This is a genomic window from Variovorax sp. FG153 (genome assembly GCF_057809595.1).
The window spans coordinates 69,710-89,787 of record NZ_JBMDKG010000006.1 but is presented as its reverse complement, the minus strand read 5'-3'; the positions used below and the strand labels follow the sequence as shown (position 1 = coordinate 89,787).

Genomic DNA, 20,078 nt, shown 5'->3' with positions numbered 1-20,078 from the left:
GGCTCAGGGCGCCGTGAGGTGCTTGCCCACGATGCCCGCGAGCTCGAACATCGTCACCTGGTCCTTGCCGAACACCGGCTTGAGCTTGGCGTCGGCATTGATCGAGCGCTTGTCCTTCGCGTCCTGCAGGCCGTTGGCCTTGATGTAGTCCCAGAGCTTCTTGACCACCTCGGTGCGCGCCACCGGCTCGTTGCCGATCACCGCGGCGAGCGCGTCGCTGGGCTTGAGGCCGGCGCCGGTCTTGCGCGGCGCCTTCTTCTCGGCCGGTGCCTTCTTGGCCGCGGGCGCCTTCTTCGCCGCCACCTTCTTGGCGGCCGCGGTCTTGCCGGCCGGCGCGGCCTTGCCGAAGGTCTTGCGCGGCGGGAATTTGCTGCCGCCCTCGCGTGGCGCGAACTCGAAGGTCACCTTGCCTTCTTCGGCGTTCCAGGTCAGGAAGGCCTTGAAGGCGCGGCGCGTGCGCATCGAGACGAACTTGTCGAGCAGGTCGGTCTTGCCGGTGGCCAGCAGCTTCTCCATCTGCGCGCGCTCCACCGGCTGCTGCAGGATGATCTTGCCGGTCTTGAAGGTGCAGCTCGGCGTGGGCTGGGCCTGGGTCGGTACCGACTTCTCGCAGACGTAGTTGCTGCCGTGCTCGAACACGGGCGCGCCGCAGATCGGGCACGGGCCGACCGTGTCCTGCTCGCTGAAATCGATGATCTCGCCGCTGTCCTCGTTCTTGTCGTCGCCGAAGTCGAACTCCAGCTTCCAGTTCTTCGCCTCCTCGTCGTACTTGAGCACGATCTCGGAGGTGAAGGGCCAGCCGGCCTTGGAGCGGAAGCCCTCGAGCGGGCCGATGTGCTTGTCGCGCAGCAGCGCCTCGGCCTCGGCGACCTCGAAGGTGCGCCCGGCCGGCGACTTGCCGAACGAGAAGCCGCAGGCGTCCTCGCCCGTGCCGCTCTTGCCGGTGCAGCCGTAGCGGCGGTAGTTCTCCTTCACCACGCCGCCGCAGTTGGGGCAGGGCGTGGCCAGCGTCGTGTAGTCGCCCGGCACGGTGTCGCGGTCGTACTCCTTGGCCTTCTTGACGATGTGCTCGGTCATCGCCGCGATCTCGCGCATGAAGGCGTCGCGGCTGAGCGACCCCTTCTCCATCTGCGCGAGCTTGTATTCCCATTCGCCGGTGAGCTCGGCCTTGGAGAGTTCCTCCACGCCGAGGCCGCGCAGCAGCGTCATGAGCTGGAAGGCCTTGGCGGTCGGGATCAGCTCGCGGCCCTCGCGCAGCATGTACTTCTCGGCGATCAGGCCTTCGATGGTGGCCGCGCGCGTGGCTGGCGTGCCCAGGCCCTTCTCCTGCATCGCCTCGCGCAGTTCCTCGTCGTCGATGGTCTTGCCCGCGCCTTCCATGGCGCCGAGCAGCGTGGCTTCGGAGTAGCGCGCCGGCGGGCGGGTCTTCAGGCCCTTGGTGTCGACGCTCTCGGCCAGCACCATCTCGCCGGGCTTGACCGGCACCAGGTTCTTGCCGTCCTTCTCGTCGTCGTCGCTGACCGCTTCCTTGCCGTAGATCGCGAGCCAGCCCGGCTTGACCAGCACCTTGCCGTCGGAGCGGAAGGCGTAGTTCTTGCCGGCCTGCGCCACCGTGCTGACGCGGGTCGTGACCTGGTATTCGGCGCTCGGGAAGAACACCGACAGGAAGCGGCGCACCACGAAGTCGTAGAGGCGCTGCTCGGCTTCCGACAGGCCGCTGGGCGCCTGCAGGGTCGGGATGATCGCGAAGTGGTCCGACACCTTCGCGTTGTCGAAGATGCGCTTGCTCGGCTTGACGTAGTTGTTGTCGATCGCCTGCTGCGCGAACGGCGCGAGGTGGCGCATGCCGCTGGTGGCGAGCATGCCCAGGGTCTGCTTGACCACCGGCAGGTAGTCCTCGGGCAGGGCGCGCGAGTCGGTCCGCGGATAGGTCAGCGCCTTGTGGCGTTCGTACAGGCTCTGCGCCAGCGCCAGCGTGGTCTTGGCCGAGTAGCCGAAGCGGCTGTTGGCCTCGCGCTGCAGCGAGGTCAGGTCGAACAGCAGCGGCGAGGCCTGGGTGGTGGGCTTGCTTTCCTCCGTGACGCTGGCGGGCTTGCCGCGCGCGGCCTCGGCGATGGCCAGCGCGTCGCGCTCGTTCCAGACCCGGTCGGCGCGTTGCTCGGGGTCGGGCTCGCCGTTGGGCAGCAGCGGCGCGTTGGCCTTCTTCCAGGCCGGGTCGAACCACTTGCCCGGGTAGTGGCCGGCTTCGGCCAGGAAGCTGGCGTGCACTTCCCAGTAGTCGCGCGAGACGAACTTGCGGATCTGCTCCTCGCGCTCGACCACCACCGACAGCGTGGGCGTCTGCACCCGGCCCACGGTGGTCAGGAAGAAGCCGCCGTCGCGCGAATTGAAGGCCGTCATCGCGCGCGTGCCGTTGATGCCCACCAGCCAGTCGGCCTCGGAGCGCGAGCGCGCGGCGTCGGCCAGGCCCTGCATCTGCTTCTCGGTGCGCAGCGAGTCGAAGCCGTCGCGGATCGCCTGCGGCGTCATCGACTGCAGCCACAGCCGGCGCACCGGCTTGTTCAGGCCCGTCTTGCCGCCGGCGTACTGTTCGATCAGGCGGAAGATCAGCTCGCCCTCGCGGCCCGCGTCGCAGGCGTTCACGAGCTGGGTCACGTCCTTGCGCTTGGCCTGCTTGACCACCGCGTTGAGGCGGGTCTTGGTCTTGTCGACCGGCTTGAGGTCGAAGTGCGGCGGGATCACCGGCAGGTTGGCGAAGCTCCACTTGCCGCGCTTGACGTCGAACTCCTCGGGCGCCTGGATTTCCACCAGGTGGCCGACGGCACTGGTCACGACGTACTGGTCGTTCTCGAAGTGCTCGTCGTGCTTGTCGAACTTGCCGGCCACCGGCGTGAGCGCACGCACGATGTCCTGCGCCACCGACGGTTTTTCTGCAATAACCAATGTCTTCGTCATCTGTGCTCTCTCAACTGTTTCGCCAAGCCGGCTCGCGGGCCATGCGCGCAGCGCCATGGGCTCTCTCTATACTCGGCGGCTTCTCGCGTGCGCACACGCGCACGCGCATGTGTGCATATTCAAACTAACAGACTTCGGCGATGCCTTCCAAATCCCCACTTTCCAACGCCCGCCGAATCCAGACGCGGCGTTCCTCCGTTCATGGGAACGGCGTGTTCGCGGTGCAGGACCTGGCCGAAGGCGAGCGGATCATCGAATACAAGGGCGAGATCATCACGTGGAAGGAGGCCCTGCGCCGCCATCCGCACGATCCGGCCCAGCCGAATCACACTTTCTACTTCCACATCGACGACGGGCGCGTGATCGACGGCAACGTCGACGGCAATGCGGCCCGCTGGATCAACCACTCGTGCGAGCCCAACTGCGAAGCCGACGAGGTCGATGGGCGCGTTTATATCAAGGCGCTGCGCAACATCGCGGCCGGCGAGGAACTCAACTACGACTACGGTCTGATCATCGACGAGCCGTACACCGAGAAGCTGCTGTCCGAGTTCCCGTGCTACTGCGGCTCCGAGCAATGCCGCGGCACGCTGCTCACGCCGAAGGACGACGACGAGGACGACAAGAAGAAAAAGAAGAAGGCGAAGAAGAAGGAAGCGAAGAAGGCCGAAAAGAAGAAGGCCGACAAGAAGGCGGAGAAGAAAGCCGAAAAGAAGGCCGACAAGAAGAAGGACGGCAAGAAGAAGGACAAGGAAGCGAAGGCCGACAAGCCGGCCAAGCCGAAGAAGGCCGAGGCGGTCGCCGAGACCGCCCCCGTCGCGGCCGGCAACGGCGGGCTCTGAGCATGGCCGCCGGCGGCAGCGCCCTGCGGTGGCACGAGGAGCGGATCGCCGCCGCGGTCGCCCCGCTGCTGCCGGGCTTCGCGGCCGAGGTGGTCGCCGAGGTCGATTCCACCAACACCGAACTCATGCGGCGCGCGCGCGCCGGGCGGACCGAGCCCGTGCTGCTGGTCGCCGAGCGCCAGACCGCGGGCCGCGGCCGGCTCGGCCGGCCCTGGCAGAGCGCGCAGCAGCCCGGCGACGATGTCGCGCCGTCGCTGACCTTCTCGCTGGGCCTGCCGCTCGCGCCGGCCGACTGGTCGGGCCTCTCGCTCGCGGTCGGCGTGAGCCTGGCCGAGAACCTCGATCCCACGGGCGCGGCCAGGCTCGGGCTCAAGTGGCCCAACGACCTCTGGGTCGACGAGCGCAAGCTCGTGGGCATCCTGATCGAGACCGCGCTGCCGCATGCCGGCGGTGCCGCACCGGCGCCGCGCTACGTGGTGATCGGCATCGGCGTGAACATCGGCGCGCGCGAGGCCGAGGGCATGCGCACGCCGCCCGCCTGGATGCGCCAGTGGCGCCCCGACGCCACGTCTCCCGCAGTGCTGGCCGAGCTGATCCCGCCGCTGGTGCGCGACGTGCTCGCGTTCGGCGCGCGCGGCTTCGCGCCGTTCGCCGAGCGCTTCGCGACGCGCGACGTGCTGCGCGGGCGCGAGGTGGTGCTCAGCGACGGCCGCGCGGGCCTGTGCGAAGGCGTCTCGTGGACCGGCGAGCTGCAGGTGCGCACGGCCGAGGGCCTGCAGGCCATCGTCAGCGACGAAGTCAGCGTGCGGCCGCGCGGCATGGCCCTCTGAGACCGGACGCCGCGATGCCGCTGCGCCTGCTCGTGATCGCCCTGCTGGTCCTCAACGGCGGCTACTGGCTGTGGTCGCGCGGCGACCTCGCGGGCTTCGGCCTCGCGCCGGCGGGGCTCGACGAGCGCGATCCGCAGCGCCTCACGCGGCAGATCCATCCCGAGTATTTGCAGATCCGCGCCGAGCCGCCGAAGGCCGGCGCGTCGGACACCAGCGCCCGATAGGCCAGCCGTTCAGGTCGGCGCGCTCTCGAAGCGCACCGTGAAGCGCGCGCCCGGCGGCTGCCGCTCGGGATGCGCGTCCTCGAGCGTCACCTGCGCATGGTGCTGGTTCGCGATCTCGCGCACGATCGGCAGTCCCAGGCCCGAGCCGTCGGCCTCGTTGCCGAGCACGCGGTAGAAGGGTTCGAACACGAGCTCGCGGTCGGCTTCGGAAATGCCCGGGCCGTTGTCCTCCACCTGCAGCAGCAGCACCCGGCCGAAGGGATCGGCCAGCACCCGCGCGGTGATCACGCCGGCGCGTTCGGGCCGCGAGGGCGTGTAGTTGATCGCGTTGTCGACCAGGTTGCGCACCAGCTCCTTGAGCAGGGTCGGGTTGCCCTCGAGCACCACGCCGCGCGAGCCGGGATCGACACCGTCGTAGCCGAGGTCGATGCGCTTCTCGATCGCGCGCGGCACCGCCTCGCGCACCACCTCGATCGTGAGCCGCGCCAGGTCGCAGGGCTGGCGATGGGCGCCGGCGCTGTTGCCCTCGGCGCGTGCCAGCGACAGCAGCTGGTTCACCGTGTGGGTGGCGCGCACGCTGGCGCGGCCGATCTGCTTGAGCGACTGCTTGAGCTCGTCGGCGTTGGCGTTCTCGCGCTGCGCCAGGTCGGCCTGCATGCGCAGGCCCGCGAGCGGCGTCTTGAGCTGGTGCGCCGCGTCGGCCAGGAAGCGCTTCTGCGTGTCGATGGAATCGTTGAGCTTGTCGAGCAGCTCGTTGACCGAGGACACCAGCGGCACCACTTCCAGCGGCACCGAGGATTCGTCGAGCGGGCTCAGGTCGCCCGGGCGGCGCTCGCGGATGCGCGCCTCCACCACCGACAGCGGCTTGATGCCGCGCACCAGCGCCAGCCAGATCAGCAGCACCGCGAGCGGCAGGATCGCGAACTGCGGCAGCAGCACGCCCTTGATGATCTCGGCCGCCAGCAGCGACTGCTTCTGGCGCGTCTCGGCCATCTGCAGCAGCGCGGGCGGCGCGTCGGGATGCTCGCCGGCCAGCCAGACCGAGGCCACGCGCACCGGCTTGCCGTTCATCTCGCCGTCGCGCAGCGAGACCTGGCCGATCACCGGCGGCTCGTCGAGGCTGGGATGCGGCACGTCGCGCTCGCCGCTGAGCAGCGCGCCGTGGCTGTCGAGCACCTGGTAGTACACGCGGTCGGCATCGTCGCCGCGCAGGATCTCGCGCGCCGACTGCGGCAGTTCGAAGCGCGGGCCGCCCTTCTGCGTCGTGACCATGCGCGCCAGCGTCTCGACGTTGTGCTCGAGCGCGCGGTCGAAGGGCGCGTTGGCGATGCCCTGCGCCACCAGCCAGGTCACGCCGATGCTGACCGGCACCAGCAGCAGCAGCGGCGTGAGCATCCAGTCGAGGATCTCGCCGAACAGGGAGCGCTGCGCGCGCTGGAAGAGTTTCATCGGGCCGGACCCGCCGCGCCTGGCGGCCGCGCGGGCGTCACTGGATCTTTTCGAGGCAGTAGCCGAGCCCGCGCACCGTGGCGATGCGCACCGGGCCCTTCTCGATCTTCTTGCGCAGGCGGTGGATGTAGACCTCGATCGCGTTGAGGCTCACCTCCTCGCCCCATTCGCACAGCCGCTCCACCAGCTGGTCCTTGCTGACCAGCCGGCCCGCGCGCTGCAGCAGCACCTCGAGCAGGCCCAGCTCGCGCGCCGACAGCTCGACCATCTTGCCGTCGAGCGTGGCGACGCGGCCGGCCTGGTCGTAGACCAGCGGGCCGTGCTTGATCGCGTTGCTGGTGGTGCCCATGCCGCGGCGCGTGAGGGCGCGCACGCGCGCCTCGAGCTCCTGCAGGCTGAAGGGCTTGGCCATGTAGTCGTCGGCGCCGTTGTCCAGGCCCTTGACGCGCTCCTCCACGCTGTCGGCCGCCGTCAGCACCAGCACCGGCAGCTGCGAGCCGCGCGCGCGCAGGCGCTTGAGGATCTCGATGCCGTGCAGGCTCGGCAGGCCGAGGTCGAGGATCAGCAGGTCGAACTCGCTGTGGGTCATGAGCGCGGTGTCGGCCTCGGAGCCGTTGGCCACGTGGTCGACCGCGGCGCCCGAGGTGCGCAGGCTGCGCAGCAGGGCGTCGGCCAGCACCTGGTCGTCCTCGGCAATCAGAATCCGCATAGCCCACCTCCAGCCCGGTTCGCGCCGCGGGGCGGCGCCGTTGCACGTTCGTTGTCTCCGCTCGGCAGGGAGTCTAGCCCGCCGTATAGGCTTCCAGACCGATGGTTACCACGGTGGCGACCTCGTCGCCCACGCTGGCGCGGAACTCGCGCTCGGCCTGCGTCACCGCCTGGCGGAAGGCCTCGAGCCAGGCCAGGCCGTCGGCCGTGAACAGCACGCGCCGCGCGCGCGCATCGAGCGGATCGGGCCCGCGCGTGACCAGCCCCCAGGCCTCGCACTGGTCGACCAGCGCGCCCATGGCCTGCTTGGTCATGCCGGCGCGCTCGGCGAGCTCGGTCAGGCGCGAGCCCTCGCGCGCGAGGTGGCGCGTGATGTGGACGTGGGCCGCGCTGACCTGCGCGCGCGCCGCCAGGTTCGACAGCGCGAGCGGCACGTCGACGTCGTGCGCCATCAGCGCGAGCACGCGCTCGTCGAAGCGCCGCATCGCGTGGCCGAGCAGCCGGCCCAGGTGGGTCTGGCGCCAGGCATCGGGGTCGAGGGGAAAGGGGGTGTCGCTCACGGCGCCAAATGGTAAAGCAAACTGACCAAAAAATGGGTTTACTCGAATCCATCCGCCCCTACACTACTGTTCAAGCATCCAGGCTGTAGTTAAAAGCAGATGGATCCGGCAGTACACAACCCGTTGATCTTCAAGGAGTTTTTCACATGGACGCAGTCGTCAAGGGCTCGAGCATCGCAGGCGCCAACAGCGAAAAGGCCAAGGCCCTCCAGGCCGCGCTGGCCCAGATCGAGAAGCAGTTCGGCAAGGGCACGATCATGCGGCTCGGCGAAGGCGAGGCGCTCGAGGACATCCAGGTGGTCTCCACCGGCTCGCTGGGCCTCGACATCGCCCTGGGCGTCGGCGGCCTGCCGCGCGGCCGGGTGGTCGAGATCTACGGTCCTGAATCCTCGGGCAAGACCACGCTCACGCTGCAGGTCATCGCCGCCATGCAGAAGCAGGCCGGCACCTGCGCCTTCGTCGACGCCGAGCACGCGCTCGACGTGCAGTACGCCCAGAAGCTCGGCGTGAACCTGTCCGACCTGCTGATCAGCCAACCCGACACCGGCGAGCAGGCGCTCGAGATCGTCGACTCGCTGGTGCGCTCGGGCGCCGTCGACCTGATCGTGGTCGACTCGGTCGCCGCGCTCACGCCCAAGGCCGAAATCGAAGGCGAGATGGGCGACTCGCTGCCCGGCCTGCAGGCCCGCCTGATGAGCCAGGCGCTGCGCAAGCTCACGGCCACGATCAAGAAGACAAACTGCATGGTCATCTTCATCAACCAGATCCGCATGAAGATCGGCGTGATGTTCGGTTCGCCCGAAACCACCACCGGCGGCAACGCGCTGAAGTTCTACGCCTCGGTGCGCCTGGACATCCGCCGCATCGGCACCATCAAGAAGGGCGACGAGGCCATCGGCAACGAAACCAAGGTCAAGGTGGTGAAGAACAAGGTCTCGCCGCCGTTCAAGACGGCCGAGTTCGACATCCTGTTCGGCGAGGGCATCAGCCGCGAGGGCGAGATCATCGACATGGGCGTGACCGCCAAGATCATCGACAAGTCGGGCGCCTGGTACGCCTACAACGGCGAGAAGATCGGCCAGGGCCGCGACAACGCGCGCGAGTTCCTGCGCGAGAACCCCGAGCTGTCGCGCGAGATCGAGAACAAGGTGCGCGAGTCGCTGGGCATCCCGCTGCTGGCGGCGGACGCGGCCGGCGCGGCCGAATAACCGGCCGATGCCTGCGAGCGGGGCGCCTGCGGCCGCCCCGCTTTCCTTTTCCGCCCCTGCATTTCCGATGGCATTCGATGCTCCTTCCCTGAAAGGCCGCGCGCTGCGTCTGCTGAGCCAGCGCGAGCATTCCCGTGGCGAGCTCGAGCGCAAGCTGGCGCGCTACGAGGAAGAGCCGGGCACGCTCAAGGCCGCGCTCGATGAGCTCGCGGCCAAGGACTTCATCAGCGAGGAGCGCGTGGTCGCCTCGGTGCTGCACCAGCGCGCGGGCCGGCTCGGCGCGGCGCGCGTGCGGCAGGAACTGCAGGCCAAGGGCATCGGCGCCGAGGCCATCTCGCAGGCGGTGGCCGGGCTGCAGGGCAGCGAGCTCGAACGCGCGGCCGCGCTCTGGCGCCGCCGCTTCGACGCCCCGCCCGCCGATCCCAAGGAGCGCGCGCGGCAGGCCCGCTTCCTGATGGCGCGGGGCTTTTCGGCCGCGGTGGCGGCCAAGGTGCTGAGGAGCGACATCGATGAACTCGAATGAACTCTCGCGCGTGATCACGCAGCGCGTGGCCTGCGATTGGCGCGCGGCCTATGCGCTGGCGGCCGATCCCGCGCGCCTGCCCGAATGGGCCAGCGGCCTGGCCGACGGCGCGCTGGCGCGCGAGGGCGAGGGCGAGCGTTGGGTCGCGACCACGCCCGGCGGTCGCGCGGTGCTGCGCTTCGCGCCGGCCAACGAATTCGGCGTGCTCGACCACTGGGTGGCGCCCGAGGGCGTGCCCGAGGTCTACGTGCCGTTTCGTGTCGTCGGCGTGGCGCCCGGCGCCTGCGAGCTGCAGTTCACGCTGCTGCGCCAGCCGCACATGGACGACGCCGCCTTCGCGCACGACGCCGAATGGATCGCGCGCGACCTGCGCGCGCTGCGGGCGCTGCTCGAGGCGCCGGCCCGCTGAGCGGCCGGGCGGCCGGGGCCGCGCCAGACCGCTGGCATGATCCGCGGCTTCGAACAACGAGGAGGAGCCGCGCCATGTCATCGAACCCCGCCAACCCATCCGAGCCTCCCTCGTTGATACGCACCGGCGCCCGCGCCGGCGCGGCCTTCGTCGCTTCGGTCGCGAAGGGCATCTTCTTCGGCGCGCTGCTCGGCGGCGGCGCCTTCTTCTACTACCTGGGCCAGCTGAGCGGGCCCGGCTATCCCGGCGCACGCGCGGGCGGCGTCGGCGCGGCGCTCGCGCTGCTGACCTCGCCGCCGCTGCTGGTGGCCGTGCTGCTGGCGCTCTTCATGGGCGTGTACGTGATCCTCGGCGTGTCGCAAGGCCGCACGCGCGCGATGCAGCACCTGGTGGCCGCGCGCGGCGAAGCGGTGGCGCAGCGCCTGGGCGATGCCATCGCCGGGCCCATCGAATCGATGCCGCGCACCCACGGGGCACTGCGGCGCGCGAGCGACTGGCTCTCGGTCGATGCGCTGAGCGCGCAGCTCGCGCCGGTGCTCGGCGACGGCAAGGCGGTGCGGGCGGTGATCGCCTTCGTGCTCGACCGGCTGCCGCTCAACGAGATGCTGGCCGAGTGGCAGCAGGGCCGCGCCGCGCAGGGCGAGCCGCAGTTGACCGTGGCGCCGGGCGGTGTGGCGCCCGCGCAGGATCCGGCCTTGCGCGCGCTGATCGCGCGACGCATCCACGAGACGCTGCAGGAGATGTCGACGCCCTCGCGCATGCCGTTCTGGATCGTGCTCGCGCTGCATGCGGCGCTGCTCGGCACGGGGCTCTGGCTGGTGGGCTGAAAACGAAAAAGGCGCCGGGGAGTCGGCGCCTTTTGAGCGGGGAAGCCGCGCCTCAGAGCGACAGCATCAGCTTGAGGTTCTGTACCGCGGCGCCGCTCGCGCCCTTGCCGAGGTTGTCGAGGCGCGCGATCACCACGGCATGGCGGTGGTCCTCGTTCGGGAACACGCGGATCTCGAGCTGGTTGGTGTCGTTGAGCGCCAAAGCGTCGAGCTTGCCGTCCTCGGTGGGCGGCAGCACCTTCACGAACTGCTCGGGCGTGTTGCTCTTCGCATAGTGCGCGGCCAGCGCCTCGTGCAGGTCGCCGGCCTTCGGCTTGCCGGGCAGCAGGTCGAGATGCAGCGGCAACTGCACCAGCATGCCTTGCTTGAAATTGCCGACCGAGGGGATGAACACTGGGCGCTGCGTGAGGCCGGTGTATTTCATGATCTCGGGGATGTGCTTGTGCTTGAGGCCCAGCGCGTAGGTTTCGAACAGCGGCGCCTCGCCCTTCTCGTAGGCCTCGATCATGGTCCGGCCGCCTCCCGAGTAGCCGCTGACCGAGGGCAGCGCGATCGGGAAGTCGGCCGGCAGCAGGCCCGCGTCGACCAGCGGGCGCACCATGGCGATCGCGCCGGTGGCGTAGCAGCCGGGGTTGCCCACGCGGTCGGCCCGGGCCACGGCCTGCCAGTGTCCTTCGACCAGTTCGGGGAAGCCGAACACCCAGCCCGGCGCCACGCGGTGCGCGGTCGAGGCATCGATGATCTTGGGCTTGCTGCCCGACAGCTGGTCGATCAGCGCGACCGATTCGCGCGCCGCGTCGTCGTGCAGGCACAGCACGACGAGGTCGACGCCGGCCATGAGTTCACGCTTGGCGTTCACGTCCTTGCGCAGCTCGGGCGCGATGCTCACGAGCTCGATCTGCGGCATGTTCTGCAGCCGCTCGCGAATCTGGAGGCCGGTGGTGCCGGCTTCGCCGTCGATAAAGACCTTGGCCATGGTGGGGTTGCCTGATAGAGAGGGGCCTAGAAGAAAGTACGTATTGACCGCACACGCCCGTCAGTATTGATGCGGCGCACCATGATACAGTCCGCGATTGTCCGCCGCCCCCAGCCGTCAGGCTGCCGTCGCCTGTGGACAACAGAGCCAACACCAGCCTGCCTCGATCTCCCGTTTTTCAACCTCTTCCTTCCGAGAGACATCCCTCATGAAGATTCACGAGTACCAAGGCAAGGAAATCCTTGCCAAGTTCGGCGTGCCGGTGCCGCGCGGCATTCCGGCCTACACGGTCCAGGAGGCGGTCGAAGCCGCCCAGAAGCTGGGCGGCCCGGTCTGGGTGGTCAAGGCCCAGATCCACGCGGGTGGCCGCGGCAAGGGCGGCGGCGTGAAGGTCGCCAAGACCATCGAGGACGTGAAGAAGCTGGCCGGCGAGATCCTCGGCATGCAGCTCAAGACGCACCAGACCGGCCCCGAAGGCCAGAAGGTCCGCCGCCTCTACATCGAAGACGGCGCCGACATCCAGAAGGAATACTACGTTTCGGCCGTGACCGACCGCGCCACCCAGAAGGTGGCCTTCATCGCCTCGAGCGAAGGCGGCATGGACATCGAGGAAGTGGCCCACTCCTCGCCCGAGAAGATCATCACCGTGTTCGCAGACCCGCAAAAGGGCCTGACCGACGAACAGGCCAAGCAGATCGCCGACGGCATCGGCATGCCGGCCGATTCGACCGCGCAAACGGTCGACATCCTCAAGAAGCTCTACACCTGCTACATGGAGACGGACGCCTCGCTGGTCGAGATCAACCCGCTCAACCGTGACAGCAAGGGCAACGTCATGGCGCTGGACGCCAAGTTCAACTTCGACAGCAACGCGCTGTTCCGTCATCCCGAGATCGTCGCGCTGCGCGACCTCGACGAGGAAGATCCGGCCGAAGTCGAAGCCTCGAAGTTCGATCTCGCCTACATCTCGCTCGACGGCAACATCGGCTGCCTGGTGAACGGCGCCGGCCTCGCGATGGCCACGATGGACACCATCAAGCTGTTCGGCGGCGAGCCGGCCAACTTCCTCGACGTGGGCGGCGGCGCCACCCCCGAGAAGGTCACCGAGGCCTTCAAGATCATGCTGAAGAACAAGAACGTGGAAGCCATCCTCGTCAACATCTTCGGCGGCATCATGAAGTGCGACACCATCGCCACCGGCGTGATCGCGGCCTGCAAGGCCGTGAACCTGCAAGTGCCGCTGGTCGTGCGCATGAAGGGCACCAACGAAGCCGAAGGCAAGAAGCTGCTGGCCGATTCGGGTCTGCCGATCATCAGCGCCGACACCATGGCGGAAGCGGCCCAGAAGGTCGTGGCAGCAGTCAAGAAGGCCTAAGGAACAGAGTCATGTCGATCTACATCAACAAAGACACCAAAGTCATCACCCAAGGCATCACCGGCAAGACGGGCCAGTTCCACACCGAGAAGTGCCAGGAATACGCGAACGGCAAGAACGCCTTCGTGGCCGGTGTGAACCCCAAGAAGGCCGGCGAGTCGATCTTCAACATCCCGATCTTCGGTTCGGTGAAGGAAGCCGCCACGCAGACCGGCGCCACCGTGTCGGTGATCTACGTGCCGCCGGCAGGCGCGGCGGCCGCGATCTGGGAGGCCGTCGAGGCCGACCTGGACATGGCCATCTGCATCACCGAAGGCATTCCGGTTCGCGACATGCTCGAAGTGCGCAACAAGATGAAGGCCAAGGAAGCCGCCGGCGGCAAGAAGACGCTGCTGCTCGGCCCGAACTGCCCCGGCCTGATCACGCCCGACGAGATCAAGATCGGCATCATGCCCGGCCACATCCATCGCAAGGGCCGCATTGGCGTCGTGAGCCGCTCGGGCACGCTGACCTATGAAGCCGTGGCGCAACTGACCGAGATCGGCCTGGGCCAATCGTCGGCGGTCGGCATCGGCGGCGACCCGATCAACGGCCTCAAGCACATCGACGTGATGAAGGCCTTCAACGAAGACCCCGACACCGACGCCGTGATCATGATCGGCGAAATCGGCGGTCCCGACGAAGCCGACGCCGCCCGCTGGTGCAAGGACAACATGAAGAAGCCGGTCGTCGGCTTCATCGCCGGCGTGACGGCGCCTCCCGGCAAGCGCATGGGCCATGCCGGCGCGCTGATCTCGGGCGGTGCCGACACGGCCGAGGCCAAGCTCTCCATCATGGAAGAGTGCGGCTTCACCGTGACGCGCAACTTCTCGGAACTGGCCAAGCTGCTCAAGGGCAAGCTGTAAGCCACGGCGTTCGCGCCCAGCAAGGTCCGTAAAGAGACCTCACACGCGCAAGAAAGAACAAGACGCCCGCAATCCGATTGCGGGCGTTTTTTTCACAAAAACAAAGCGGGATCAGAGACATGGAACTTCTTCAAAGCACGGACTTCTGGATCGGCCTGATCAAGATCGTCTGGATCAACATCATCCTGTCGGGCGACAACGCCGTGGTGATCGCCATGGCGGCGCGTTCGCTGCCGCCCGAGCAGCAGAAAAAGGCGGTGCTGTTCGGCTCCGGCGCGGCCGTCGTGCTGCGCATCGTGCTGACGGTGGTGGCGGCCAAGCTGCTGGCGCTGCCTTACTTGCAGATCATCGGCGGCCTGCTGCTGCTGTGGATCGGCCTGCAGCTGCTCGGCGAGGACGATGAGGGCGAGGGCGACTCCAAGGAGTACGGCAGCATGATGGCGGCCGTGCGCACCATCCTGCTGGCCGATCTCGTGATGAGCCTGGACAACGTGATCGCCGTGGCGGCCGCCGCGCAGGGCAGCATGGTGCTGCTGGTGCTGGGCTTGGCGATCAGCATTCCGCTGGTGATCTTCGGCAGCACGCTGATGATCAAGCTGATGGAGCGCTTCCCCATCATCGTGATGCTGGGTGCCGCGCTGATCGGCTGGGTCGGCGGAGAGACCATCGTGAGCGACGTGTCGCTGCGCGAGATGCTGGCGGCCAACCCGTGGCTGCACTACGCCGCCGCCGCGGCCGGCGCGCTGTTCGTGGTGGCGGTGGGCAAGCTGCTCCAGCGGCGCGCCCACGCGGCCGCCGCGCAGCACTGAAACCGGAAGCCACCACCGGGCTGCCGCTTCGCCGACACTTGCGACCATGGTAGGTGTCGGCACCTCTCTTTTCTCGACCCGTCCGCCGCTCTCGTGGGAGTTCGCGGCGCTGACGGACGTCGGCCGCGTGCGGGCCCACAACGAGGACGCGGTCCATGTCGATCCCGCGCTCGGGCTGGCGGTGCTGGCCGACGGCATGGGCGGCTACAAGGGCGGCGAGGTCGCCAGCGCGATGGCGGTGTCGCTGGTGCACGCGAACTTCCGGCGCTGGTACGTGCAGGCCGGGCCGCAGGCACCGGCCCGCGTCGTGCGGCGCGCGCTGCAGGCCGCGACCGACGAGGCCAATGCCGCCATCCTCGACGGCAGCCTGACCAATCCCCACCTGCAGGGCATGGGGACCACGCTGGTCCTGGCGGCCTTCGGGCCGCATCGCGTGATGGTGGGCCACATCGGCGACTCGCGCTGCTACCGGCTGCGCAACGACAAGCTCGAGCAGCTCACGCGCGACCATTCGCTGCGCCAGCAGCAGCTCGACGCGGGCGCCATCACGGCCGAGGAAGCGCTGTCCTCGCCCAACCGCAACCTCGTGACCCGCGCCGTCGGCGTCGAGGCCCAAGTCTTGCTGGAAATGCATGAACACACGGCCAGGCCCGACGATCTCTATATGCTGTGCTCGGACGGGCTCAGCGAAATGGTCCCGGACGCCCAGCTTTTCACGCTTCTGACGAGACAAGACGGTGGTATTGAGTCCAAGGTATCACTTTTGGCAAACATCGCCAACGAAAATGGCGGACGGGATAACATTTCTGTCATCCTGGCCCGGGCCAGCCTGCCTCGCACGGCAGCCTGACGAAATCGGCGGGGTGGCAAGTCCATCCGCCATGTCGTTTTGGGTCTCGCGACAATTGCAATCAGGGAGTCGGCAGTGCCGAGAATGAGTATCTCGATCGATGGTGTCGTCATCCGGGAAGTGACGCTCGCGAAGGACCGTACCACCCTCGGGCGGCGCGCCTATAACGACATCGTGGTCGACAATCTCGCGGTGAGCGGCGAGCATGCCGTCCTGACCTTGCGCGGTGGCGATGTCCAGATCGAAGACCTCAACAGCACCAACGGCACCTACGTCAACGCAGTGGCGGTGCAGAAGCGCACGCTCAAGGACAACGACGTCATCGAGGTCGGCGGCTGCCGCATCCACTACCGCGCGCGCAGCGTCGCGCCCGCGGCCGGCGTGCCGGTCCACGTCGCTGTCGCCAGCGAATCTTCCGCACCCATTCCCCTGTCGGCCGCGCCCACCGAATCGGGGGCGCTGGTCGAACTCGGCGTGCCGGTGCTGCGCGTGCTGGCCGGCGAGAACGCCGGGCGCGACCTGCCGCTGCAGAAGGTCGTCACCACCGTCGGCAAGCCCGGCGTCGCGGTGGCGGTCGTCACGCGCCGGCGCCAGGGCTACGTGGCCGCGAGCGTCATGGGCGCCGTCCTGCTCAACGGCGAGCCGCTGGGCGCCGAGGCCGTGGCGCTGCACGAGAACGACCTGCTCGAACTCGGCACCCTGCGCCTGCAGTTCCAGCGGGTCTGAGCCGCGGGGCTTCCGTCGGCGAACCGGCTTCGATTCCCGTCCCGGTTCCGGTCGATCATGAGTGCACTGCGGCGCCATTGGGCGCGCATCGCCGTCACCCTGCTGCCCGTGCTGCTGGCGCTGGCGCACGCCACCGGGCTCTGGCATGCCGGCATGCTCGAGCGCCTCGACCACCTGATCTACGACGTGCGCCTGCGCGCCACCATGCCGGGCACCTTCGATCCGCGCATCGTGATCGTCGACGTCGACGACGCGAGCCTCGCGCGCCAGGGGCAATGGCCGTGGCCGCGCGACAAGGTGGCGCGGCTCGCGAGCGAGTTGCTGTCGCACCAGCAGGCCAGGGTCGTCGGTTTCGACGTCATGTTCGTCGAGCCCGACCGCAGCTCGAGCGTGGACCGCCTGCGCGAGCTGGCGAGCGGTCCGCTGCGCGGCATCCCCGGCTTCGCCGCCGAAGTCGAGAAGCTCGCGCCTTCGCTCGACAACGATGCCGTGCTGGCGCGCACGCTCGCGGGCCAGCCCGTGGCGCTCGGCTACTACTTCACGCAGGCCGAGACGCCGCGCGCCCGCGGCGCCTTGCCCGCCACGCCGCTGTGGCCCGCCGGTGCCCTGCCCGCGAAGGAGGGCTATACCACGCACTGGAACGGCTTCGGCGCCAGCCTGCCGGTGCTCGCGCAGGCCGCGCCCCGCGGGGGTTTCCTCAACACCCTGGTCGGCGAGAGCGACGACGGCGTGATCCGCAGCGTGCCGCTGATCGCGCGCTACGACGGCGACCGCGCCCAGCCCGGCTACTACGAGTCGCTCGCGCTGGCCGTCTACCGGCTCGCCAACGGTTCGCCGCCGGTGCTGCCCGCGCTGGTGCCCGGCAGTCCGGTCGCGCAGCTCGAGTCGCTGCGCATCGGCGAGCTGCGCGTGCCGGTCGACCGCAACGCCAGCGTGCAGGTGCCGTTCCGCGGCCCGGGCGGCAGCCGCGGCGGGTCGTTCCGCTACGTGGCGGCCGCCGACGTGCTCGAGGGCCGGCTCGCGCCCGAGGAGCTCAAGGACAAGATCGTGCTCGTCGGCGCCACCGCGCCCGGCCTGCAGGATCTGCGCGCCACGCCCGCGGCCTCGTCCTTCGCCGGCGTCGAGGTGCATGCCAACATCGTCTCCGCGCTGCTCGATCACCGCCTGCTCGCCGTGCCCGACTACGCGCCCGGCTACGAAGTATTGAGCGTGTTCGTCGCCGGCGTCGTGCTGGCCATTGGCCTGTCGCTGCTGCCCGCGCTGCGCGCCGTGGCCTTCATGCTGGCCGTGGCCGCGGCGCTGGTCGGACTCAACACCTGGCTCTACGTCGCGCATGGCCTGGTGCTGCCGCTGGCCTCGGCGCTCGCGATGGTCGCGCTCGCCTTCCTGCTCAACATGAGCTGGGGCTACCTGGTCGAATCGCGCGCGCGCCGCGGCCTGGTGCAGCTCTTCGGCACCTACGTGCCGCCGCAGCTCGTCGACGAGATGCTGGAGCGCCCGGGCCGCTACAGCATGCGTGCCGAGAGCAAGACCATGACCGTCATGTTCTGCGACATGCGCGACTTCACGCGCTTCTCGGAGCAGATGTCGCCGGCCGAACTGCAGGCCTTCCTCAACACCGTGTTCAGCCGCCTCACCGACGTCATCACCGCGCACCGCGGCACCGTCGACAAGTACATGGGCGATTGCGTCATGGCCTTCTGGGGCGCCCCGCTCGAGACGCCCGAGCACGCCAGCCTCGCCGTGAATGCCGCGCTCGACATGGCCGAGGCGGTGCACGACATCAACCGCATCCACCGCGCCACCGGCCGGCCCGAGATCAGCATCGGCATCGGCATCAACAGCGGCGTCATGAGCGTGGGCGACATGGGTTCGGCCGCGCGGCGCAGCTACACCGTGGTCGGCGACGCGGTCAATCTGGCCTCGCGCCTCGAGGGGCTCAGCGGCCACTACGGCGTCGAGATCGTCGCCAGCGGTGCCACGCGGGAGCTCGCGCCGGCCTATGTCTGGCAGGAGCTCGACAGCGTCTTCGTCAAGGGCCGGGCCCAGGCCGTCGCCGTGTTCACGCCGCTGGCCGTCGCCTGGGACGAGGCGGCCGTCATCGCCGTGCGCGAGGCGCACCGGCTCGAGCGCTGGGCCGAGGTACTGGCCGCCTACCGGCGCCAGGACTGGGCCTTGGGCCGAAACTTGCTGGACCCCCTCCTCGTGGCCGATGCCAAAAAAGTCCTTTACCAGCTCTACGCGCAGAGATTAGCCTCGATGGCCTTGCGCCCGCACGACCCGTCGTGGGACGGTGCAACCCGGTTCGAAACCAAATGACAGACACAGACAAGGGGTCTCTCACAATGCAGGTTCGTGTGCTGGGTTGCTCGGGCGCTATCGCCAAAGACTGCCGCACCACCTCTTTCCTGGTCGACACCGACCTGCTCGTCGATGCCGGCACCGGCGTCGGCGACCTCACCCTCGACGAAATGGCCGGCGTCGACGACATGGTGCTCACGCACTGCCACCTCGATCACATCGCCGCCCTGCCCCTGATGCTCGACGCCGTCGGCGGCCGCCGCACCCGGCCGCTGCGCGTGCATGCGCTGCGCGCCACCATTGAGGCGCTGCGCGCCCACGTCTTCAACAACATCATCTGGCCCGACTTCGAGAGCATCCCGAGTCCCGAGACCCCCTTCGTCACCTTCCACGACATCGCCGTCGGCCAGACGCTGCTGCTCGGCAGCGCCACGCCCAAGCGCATCGAGGTGCTGCCGGCCGTGCACACCGTGCCCGCCTGCGGCTTCGCCGTGAGCCGCGCCGATGGGGGAGCGCATTGGGTCTTCAGCGGCGATACCGAGCGCAACGCGCCGTTCTGGGACCGGGTCAATGCCCTCGAGGTCGCGATGCTCGTGATCGAGACGGCCTTCAGCAACCGGGAGCAGGCGCTGGCGGAACGCAGCCTGCATCTGTCGCCGACCATGCTGGCCGACGAGCTGGCCCACATCGATCCGGGCAAGGACTATCCGATCTACATCACGCACACCAAGCCGGCCGAGACCGAGGAGATCATGAGCCAGATCGAAACCTTGGCGGGGCGGAAGGTGCGGGGATTGGCGCAGCGGGACATCCGCTGGCTGAAGGCGGATGGGATCCTGACTTTCTGAGCCGGGTCGCGCGACGGGGATGGCATGACAAATTTGTCACCATGTGTCGCATCTTGATACATCTTCTGTCACGTGCAGTAACACCAATGTGGTCTGGGGTGACGCGTTAGGTCGCTGACGGGGCGGGAAACCGGGTGGCACGGATGCTGCGGAAGGTTCTCCGCTCCGGGGGGAGGACTCCCGGGAGTGACAACCAACCCAACCAACCTGGAGTTAGTGAAATGAACCGTCGTTCCATCGCACGCAATGTGCAGAAGGGTTTCACCCTTATTGAATTGATGATCGTTGTGGCGATCATTGGCATTCTTGCGGCCGTGGCGCTGCCGGCTTATCAGGACTACACCGTGCGTGCGCGCGTGTCGGAAGCCATGGTGCTCGCATCGGCCGCCAAGACGCTGGTTGGCGAGAACGCTGCCAATGCGGCTTCGGACCTTCGGCTCGGCTTCGATTCCACGTCCGTGAACTCCACGAAGAATGTTGCGTCGATGAGCATCAGTGAGAAGGGCGCAATTTCCGTTACCACGACGAAGGCGGCGGGCGAAGTCACGCTGGTCCTCACTCCTACCTCGAATGGCAATGAACTGGCGGCAGAAGAGACGCCGGCCGCTCAGATTCAATGGAAGTGCACCACGGACAGTGCGAAGTTCAAGTACGTGCCGACCGAGTGCCGCAACAGTTGAGGGCAGTAGAAGTTCTACGCAGGGCCCGTTTGCGGGCCCTTTTTTGTACTTCGATGTAGGCGAGTCGCGCATG

The 20,078-nt window shown here is 68.4% G+C and carries 20 protein-coding genes; 15 read left to right on the top strand and 5 right to left on the bottom strand.

What is annotated here, in order from left to right; all coding sequences use genetic code 11:
• Window positions 1-3 precede the first annotated feature (3 nt).
• Window positions 4-2,955, bottom strand: coding sequence for a DNA topoisomerase III (locus tag ACODT0_RS09530; RefSeq protein ID WP_057593712.1), 2,952 nt, complete (start codon window positions 2,953-2,955; stop codon window positions 4-6).
• 140 nt (window positions 2,956-3,095) lie between these two features.
• On the opposite strand from ACODT0_RS09530, the gene ACODT0_RS09525 reads away from it, so the two are divergent.
• Genes ACODT0_RS09525 through ACODT0_RS09515 form a run of 3 tightly spaced genes read left to right on the top strand, consistent with a single transcriptional unit; the run spans window position 3,096 to window position 4,851 of the window.
• Window positions 3,096-3,797 (top strand): SET domain-containing protein, encoded by a 702-nt coding sequence (locus ACODT0_RS09525; protein WP_489041128.1) that lies wholly within the window; start codon window positions 3,096-3,098, stop codon window positions 3,795-3,797.
• Between the two features lie 2 nt (window positions 3,798-3,799).
• Entirely contained in the window at window positions 3,800-4,627 is an 828-nt protein-coding gene (locus tag ACODT0_RS09520; protein ID WP_489041127.1) for a biotin--[acetyl-CoA-carboxylase] ligase, read from the top strand.
• 14 nt (window positions 4,628-4,641) lie between these two features.
• Window positions 4,642-4,851 carry a sporulation protein gene (locus ACODT0_RS09515; RefSeq protein WP_479671133.1) on the top strand — a complete coding sequence of 70 codons (210 nt, stop codon included), beginning with the start codon at window positions 4,642-4,644 and terminating at the stop codon, window positions 4,849-4,851.
• Between the two features lie 9 nt (window positions 4,852-4,860).
• On the opposite strand, the gene ACODT0_RS09510 is transcribed toward ACODT0_RS09515, so the two are convergent.
• The 3 genes from ACODT0_RS09510 to ACODT0_RS09500 all read right to left on the bottom strand — a co-directional run bounded on the left by ACODT0_RS09510 (window position 4,861) and on the right by ACODT0_RS09500 (window position 7,568).
• Window positions 4,861-6,300: a sensor histidine kinase gene (locus ACODT0_RS09510; RefSeq protein ID WP_489041126.1), complete on the bottom strand. Its 1,440-nt coding sequence runs from the start codon at window positions 6,298-6,300 to the stop codon at window positions 4,861-4,863.
• Between the two features lie 37 nt (window positions 6,301-6,337).
• Window positions 6,338-7,009, bottom strand: coding sequence for a response regulator (locus tag ACODT0_RS09505; RefSeq protein WP_057593707.1), 672 nt, complete (start codon window positions 7,007-7,009; stop codon window positions 6,338-6,340).
• Between the two features lie 73 nt (window positions 7,010-7,082).
• Window positions 7,083-7,568: a MarR family winged helix-turn-helix transcriptional regulator gene (locus ACODT0_RS09500; RefSeq protein ID WP_057593706.1), complete on the bottom strand. Its 486-nt coding sequence runs from the start codon at window positions 7,566-7,568 to the stop codon at window positions 7,083-7,085.
• A 146-nt stretch (window positions 7,569-7,714) separates the two neighbouring features.
• Here ACODT0_RS09500 and recA point away from each other — a divergent pair, with 146 nt between their 5' ends.
• The 4 genes from recA (at window position 7,715) to ACODT0_RS09480 (ending at window position 10,535) form a co-directional block, all read left to right on the top strand.
• Window positions 7,715-8,776 carry a recombinase RecA gene (gene recA, locus ACODT0_RS09495; protein WP_057593705.1) on the top strand — a complete coding sequence of 354 codons (1,062 nt, stop codon included), beginning with the start codon at window positions 7,715-7,717 and terminating at the stop codon, window positions 8,774-8,776.
• A gap of 67 nt (window positions 8,777-8,843) precedes the next feature.
• A complete protein-coding gene (gene recX, locus ACODT0_RS09490; protein WP_057593704.1) occupies window positions 8,844-9,299 on the top strand; it encodes a recombination regulator RecX in 456 nt (151 codons plus the stop codon).
• Window positions 9,286-9,708: an SRPBCC family protein gene (locus ACODT0_RS09485; RefSeq protein ID WP_489041125.1), complete on the top strand. Its 423-nt coding sequence runs from the start codon at window positions 9,286-9,288 to the stop codon at window positions 9,706-9,708. Before recX ends, ACODT0_RS09485 begins: the two co-directional genes overlap by 14 nt.
• A 74-nt stretch (window positions 9,709-9,782) precedes the next feature.
• The gene (locus tag ACODT0_RS09480; RefSeq protein WP_489041124.1) at window positions 9,783-10,535 is read left to right on the top strand and encodes a hypothetical protein; all 753 of its coding nucleotides are present in this window, start codon (window positions 9,783-9,785) and stop codon (window positions 10,533-10,535) included.
• Window positions 10,536-10,587: 52 nt separating this feature from the next.
• Here ACODT0_RS09480 and argC read toward each other — a convergent pair whose 3' ends face one another.
• Window positions 10,588-11,511 carry an N-acetyl-gamma-glutamyl-phosphate reductase gene (argC, locus tag ACODT0_RS09475; RefSeq protein WP_057593701.1) on the bottom strand — a complete coding sequence of 308 codons (924 nt, stop codon included), beginning with the start codon at window positions 11,509-11,511 and terminating at the stop codon, window positions 10,588-10,590.
• 208 nt (window positions 11,512-11,719) lie between these two features.
• Here argC and sucC point away from each other — a divergent pair, with 208 nt between their 5' ends.
• The 8 genes from sucC (at window position 11,720) to ACODT0_RS09435 (ending at window position 20,005) form a co-directional block, all read left to right on the top strand.
• Window positions 11,720-12,886 (top strand): ADP-forming succinate--CoA ligase subunit beta, encoded by a 1,167-nt coding sequence (gene sucC / locus ACODT0_RS09470; protein ID WP_057593700.1) that lies wholly within the window; start codon window positions 11,720-11,722, stop codon window positions 12,884-12,886.
• An 11-nt stretch (window positions 12,887-12,897) separates the two neighbouring features.
• Window positions 12,898-13,791 carry a succinate--CoA ligase subunit alpha gene (gene sucD / locus ACODT0_RS09465; RefSeq protein WP_057593699.1) on the top strand — a complete coding sequence of 298 codons (894 nt, stop codon included), beginning with the start codon at window positions 12,898-12,900 and terminating at the stop codon, window positions 13,789-13,791.
• A gap of 119 nt (window positions 13,792-13,910) precedes the next feature.
• Window positions 13,911-14,600: a TerC family protein gene (locus ACODT0_RS09460; protein WP_057593698.1), complete on the top strand. Its 690-nt coding sequence runs from the start codon at window positions 13,911-13,913 to the stop codon at window positions 14,598-14,600.
• 46 nt (window positions 14,601-14,646) lie between these two features.
• A complete protein-coding gene (locus tag ACODT0_RS09455; protein WP_057593697.1) occupies window positions 14,647-15,450 on the top strand; it encodes a Stp1/IreP family PP2C-type Ser/Thr phosphatase in 804 nt (267 codons plus the stop codon).
• Between the two features lie 75 nt (window positions 15,451-15,525).
• A complete protein-coding gene (locus tag ACODT0_RS09450; protein ID WP_057593696.1) occupies window positions 15,526-16,176 on the top strand; it encodes an FHA domain-containing protein in 651 nt (216 codons plus the stop codon).
• A 57-nt stretch (window positions 16,177-16,233) separates the two neighbouring features.
• Entirely contained in the window at window positions 16,234-18,495 is a 2,262-nt protein-coding gene (locus ACODT0_RS09445; RefSeq protein WP_489041123.1) for a CHASE2 domain-containing protein, read from the top strand.
• Window positions 18,496-18,521: 26 nt separating this feature from the next.
• Window positions 18,522-19,325, top strand: coding sequence for a 3',5'-cyclic-nucleotide phosphodiesterase (locus tag ACODT0_RS09440; protein ID WP_057593694.1), 804 nt, complete (start codon window positions 18,522-18,524; stop codon window positions 19,323-19,325).
• 221 nt (window positions 19,326-19,546) lie between these two features.
• On the top strand, window positions 19,547-20,005 hold the full coding sequence (locus tag ACODT0_RS09435; protein ID WP_489041122.1) for a pilin: 459 nt from the start codon (window positions 19,547-19,549) through the stop codon (window positions 20,003-20,005).
• Window positions 20,006-20,078: the final 73 nt, after the last annotated feature.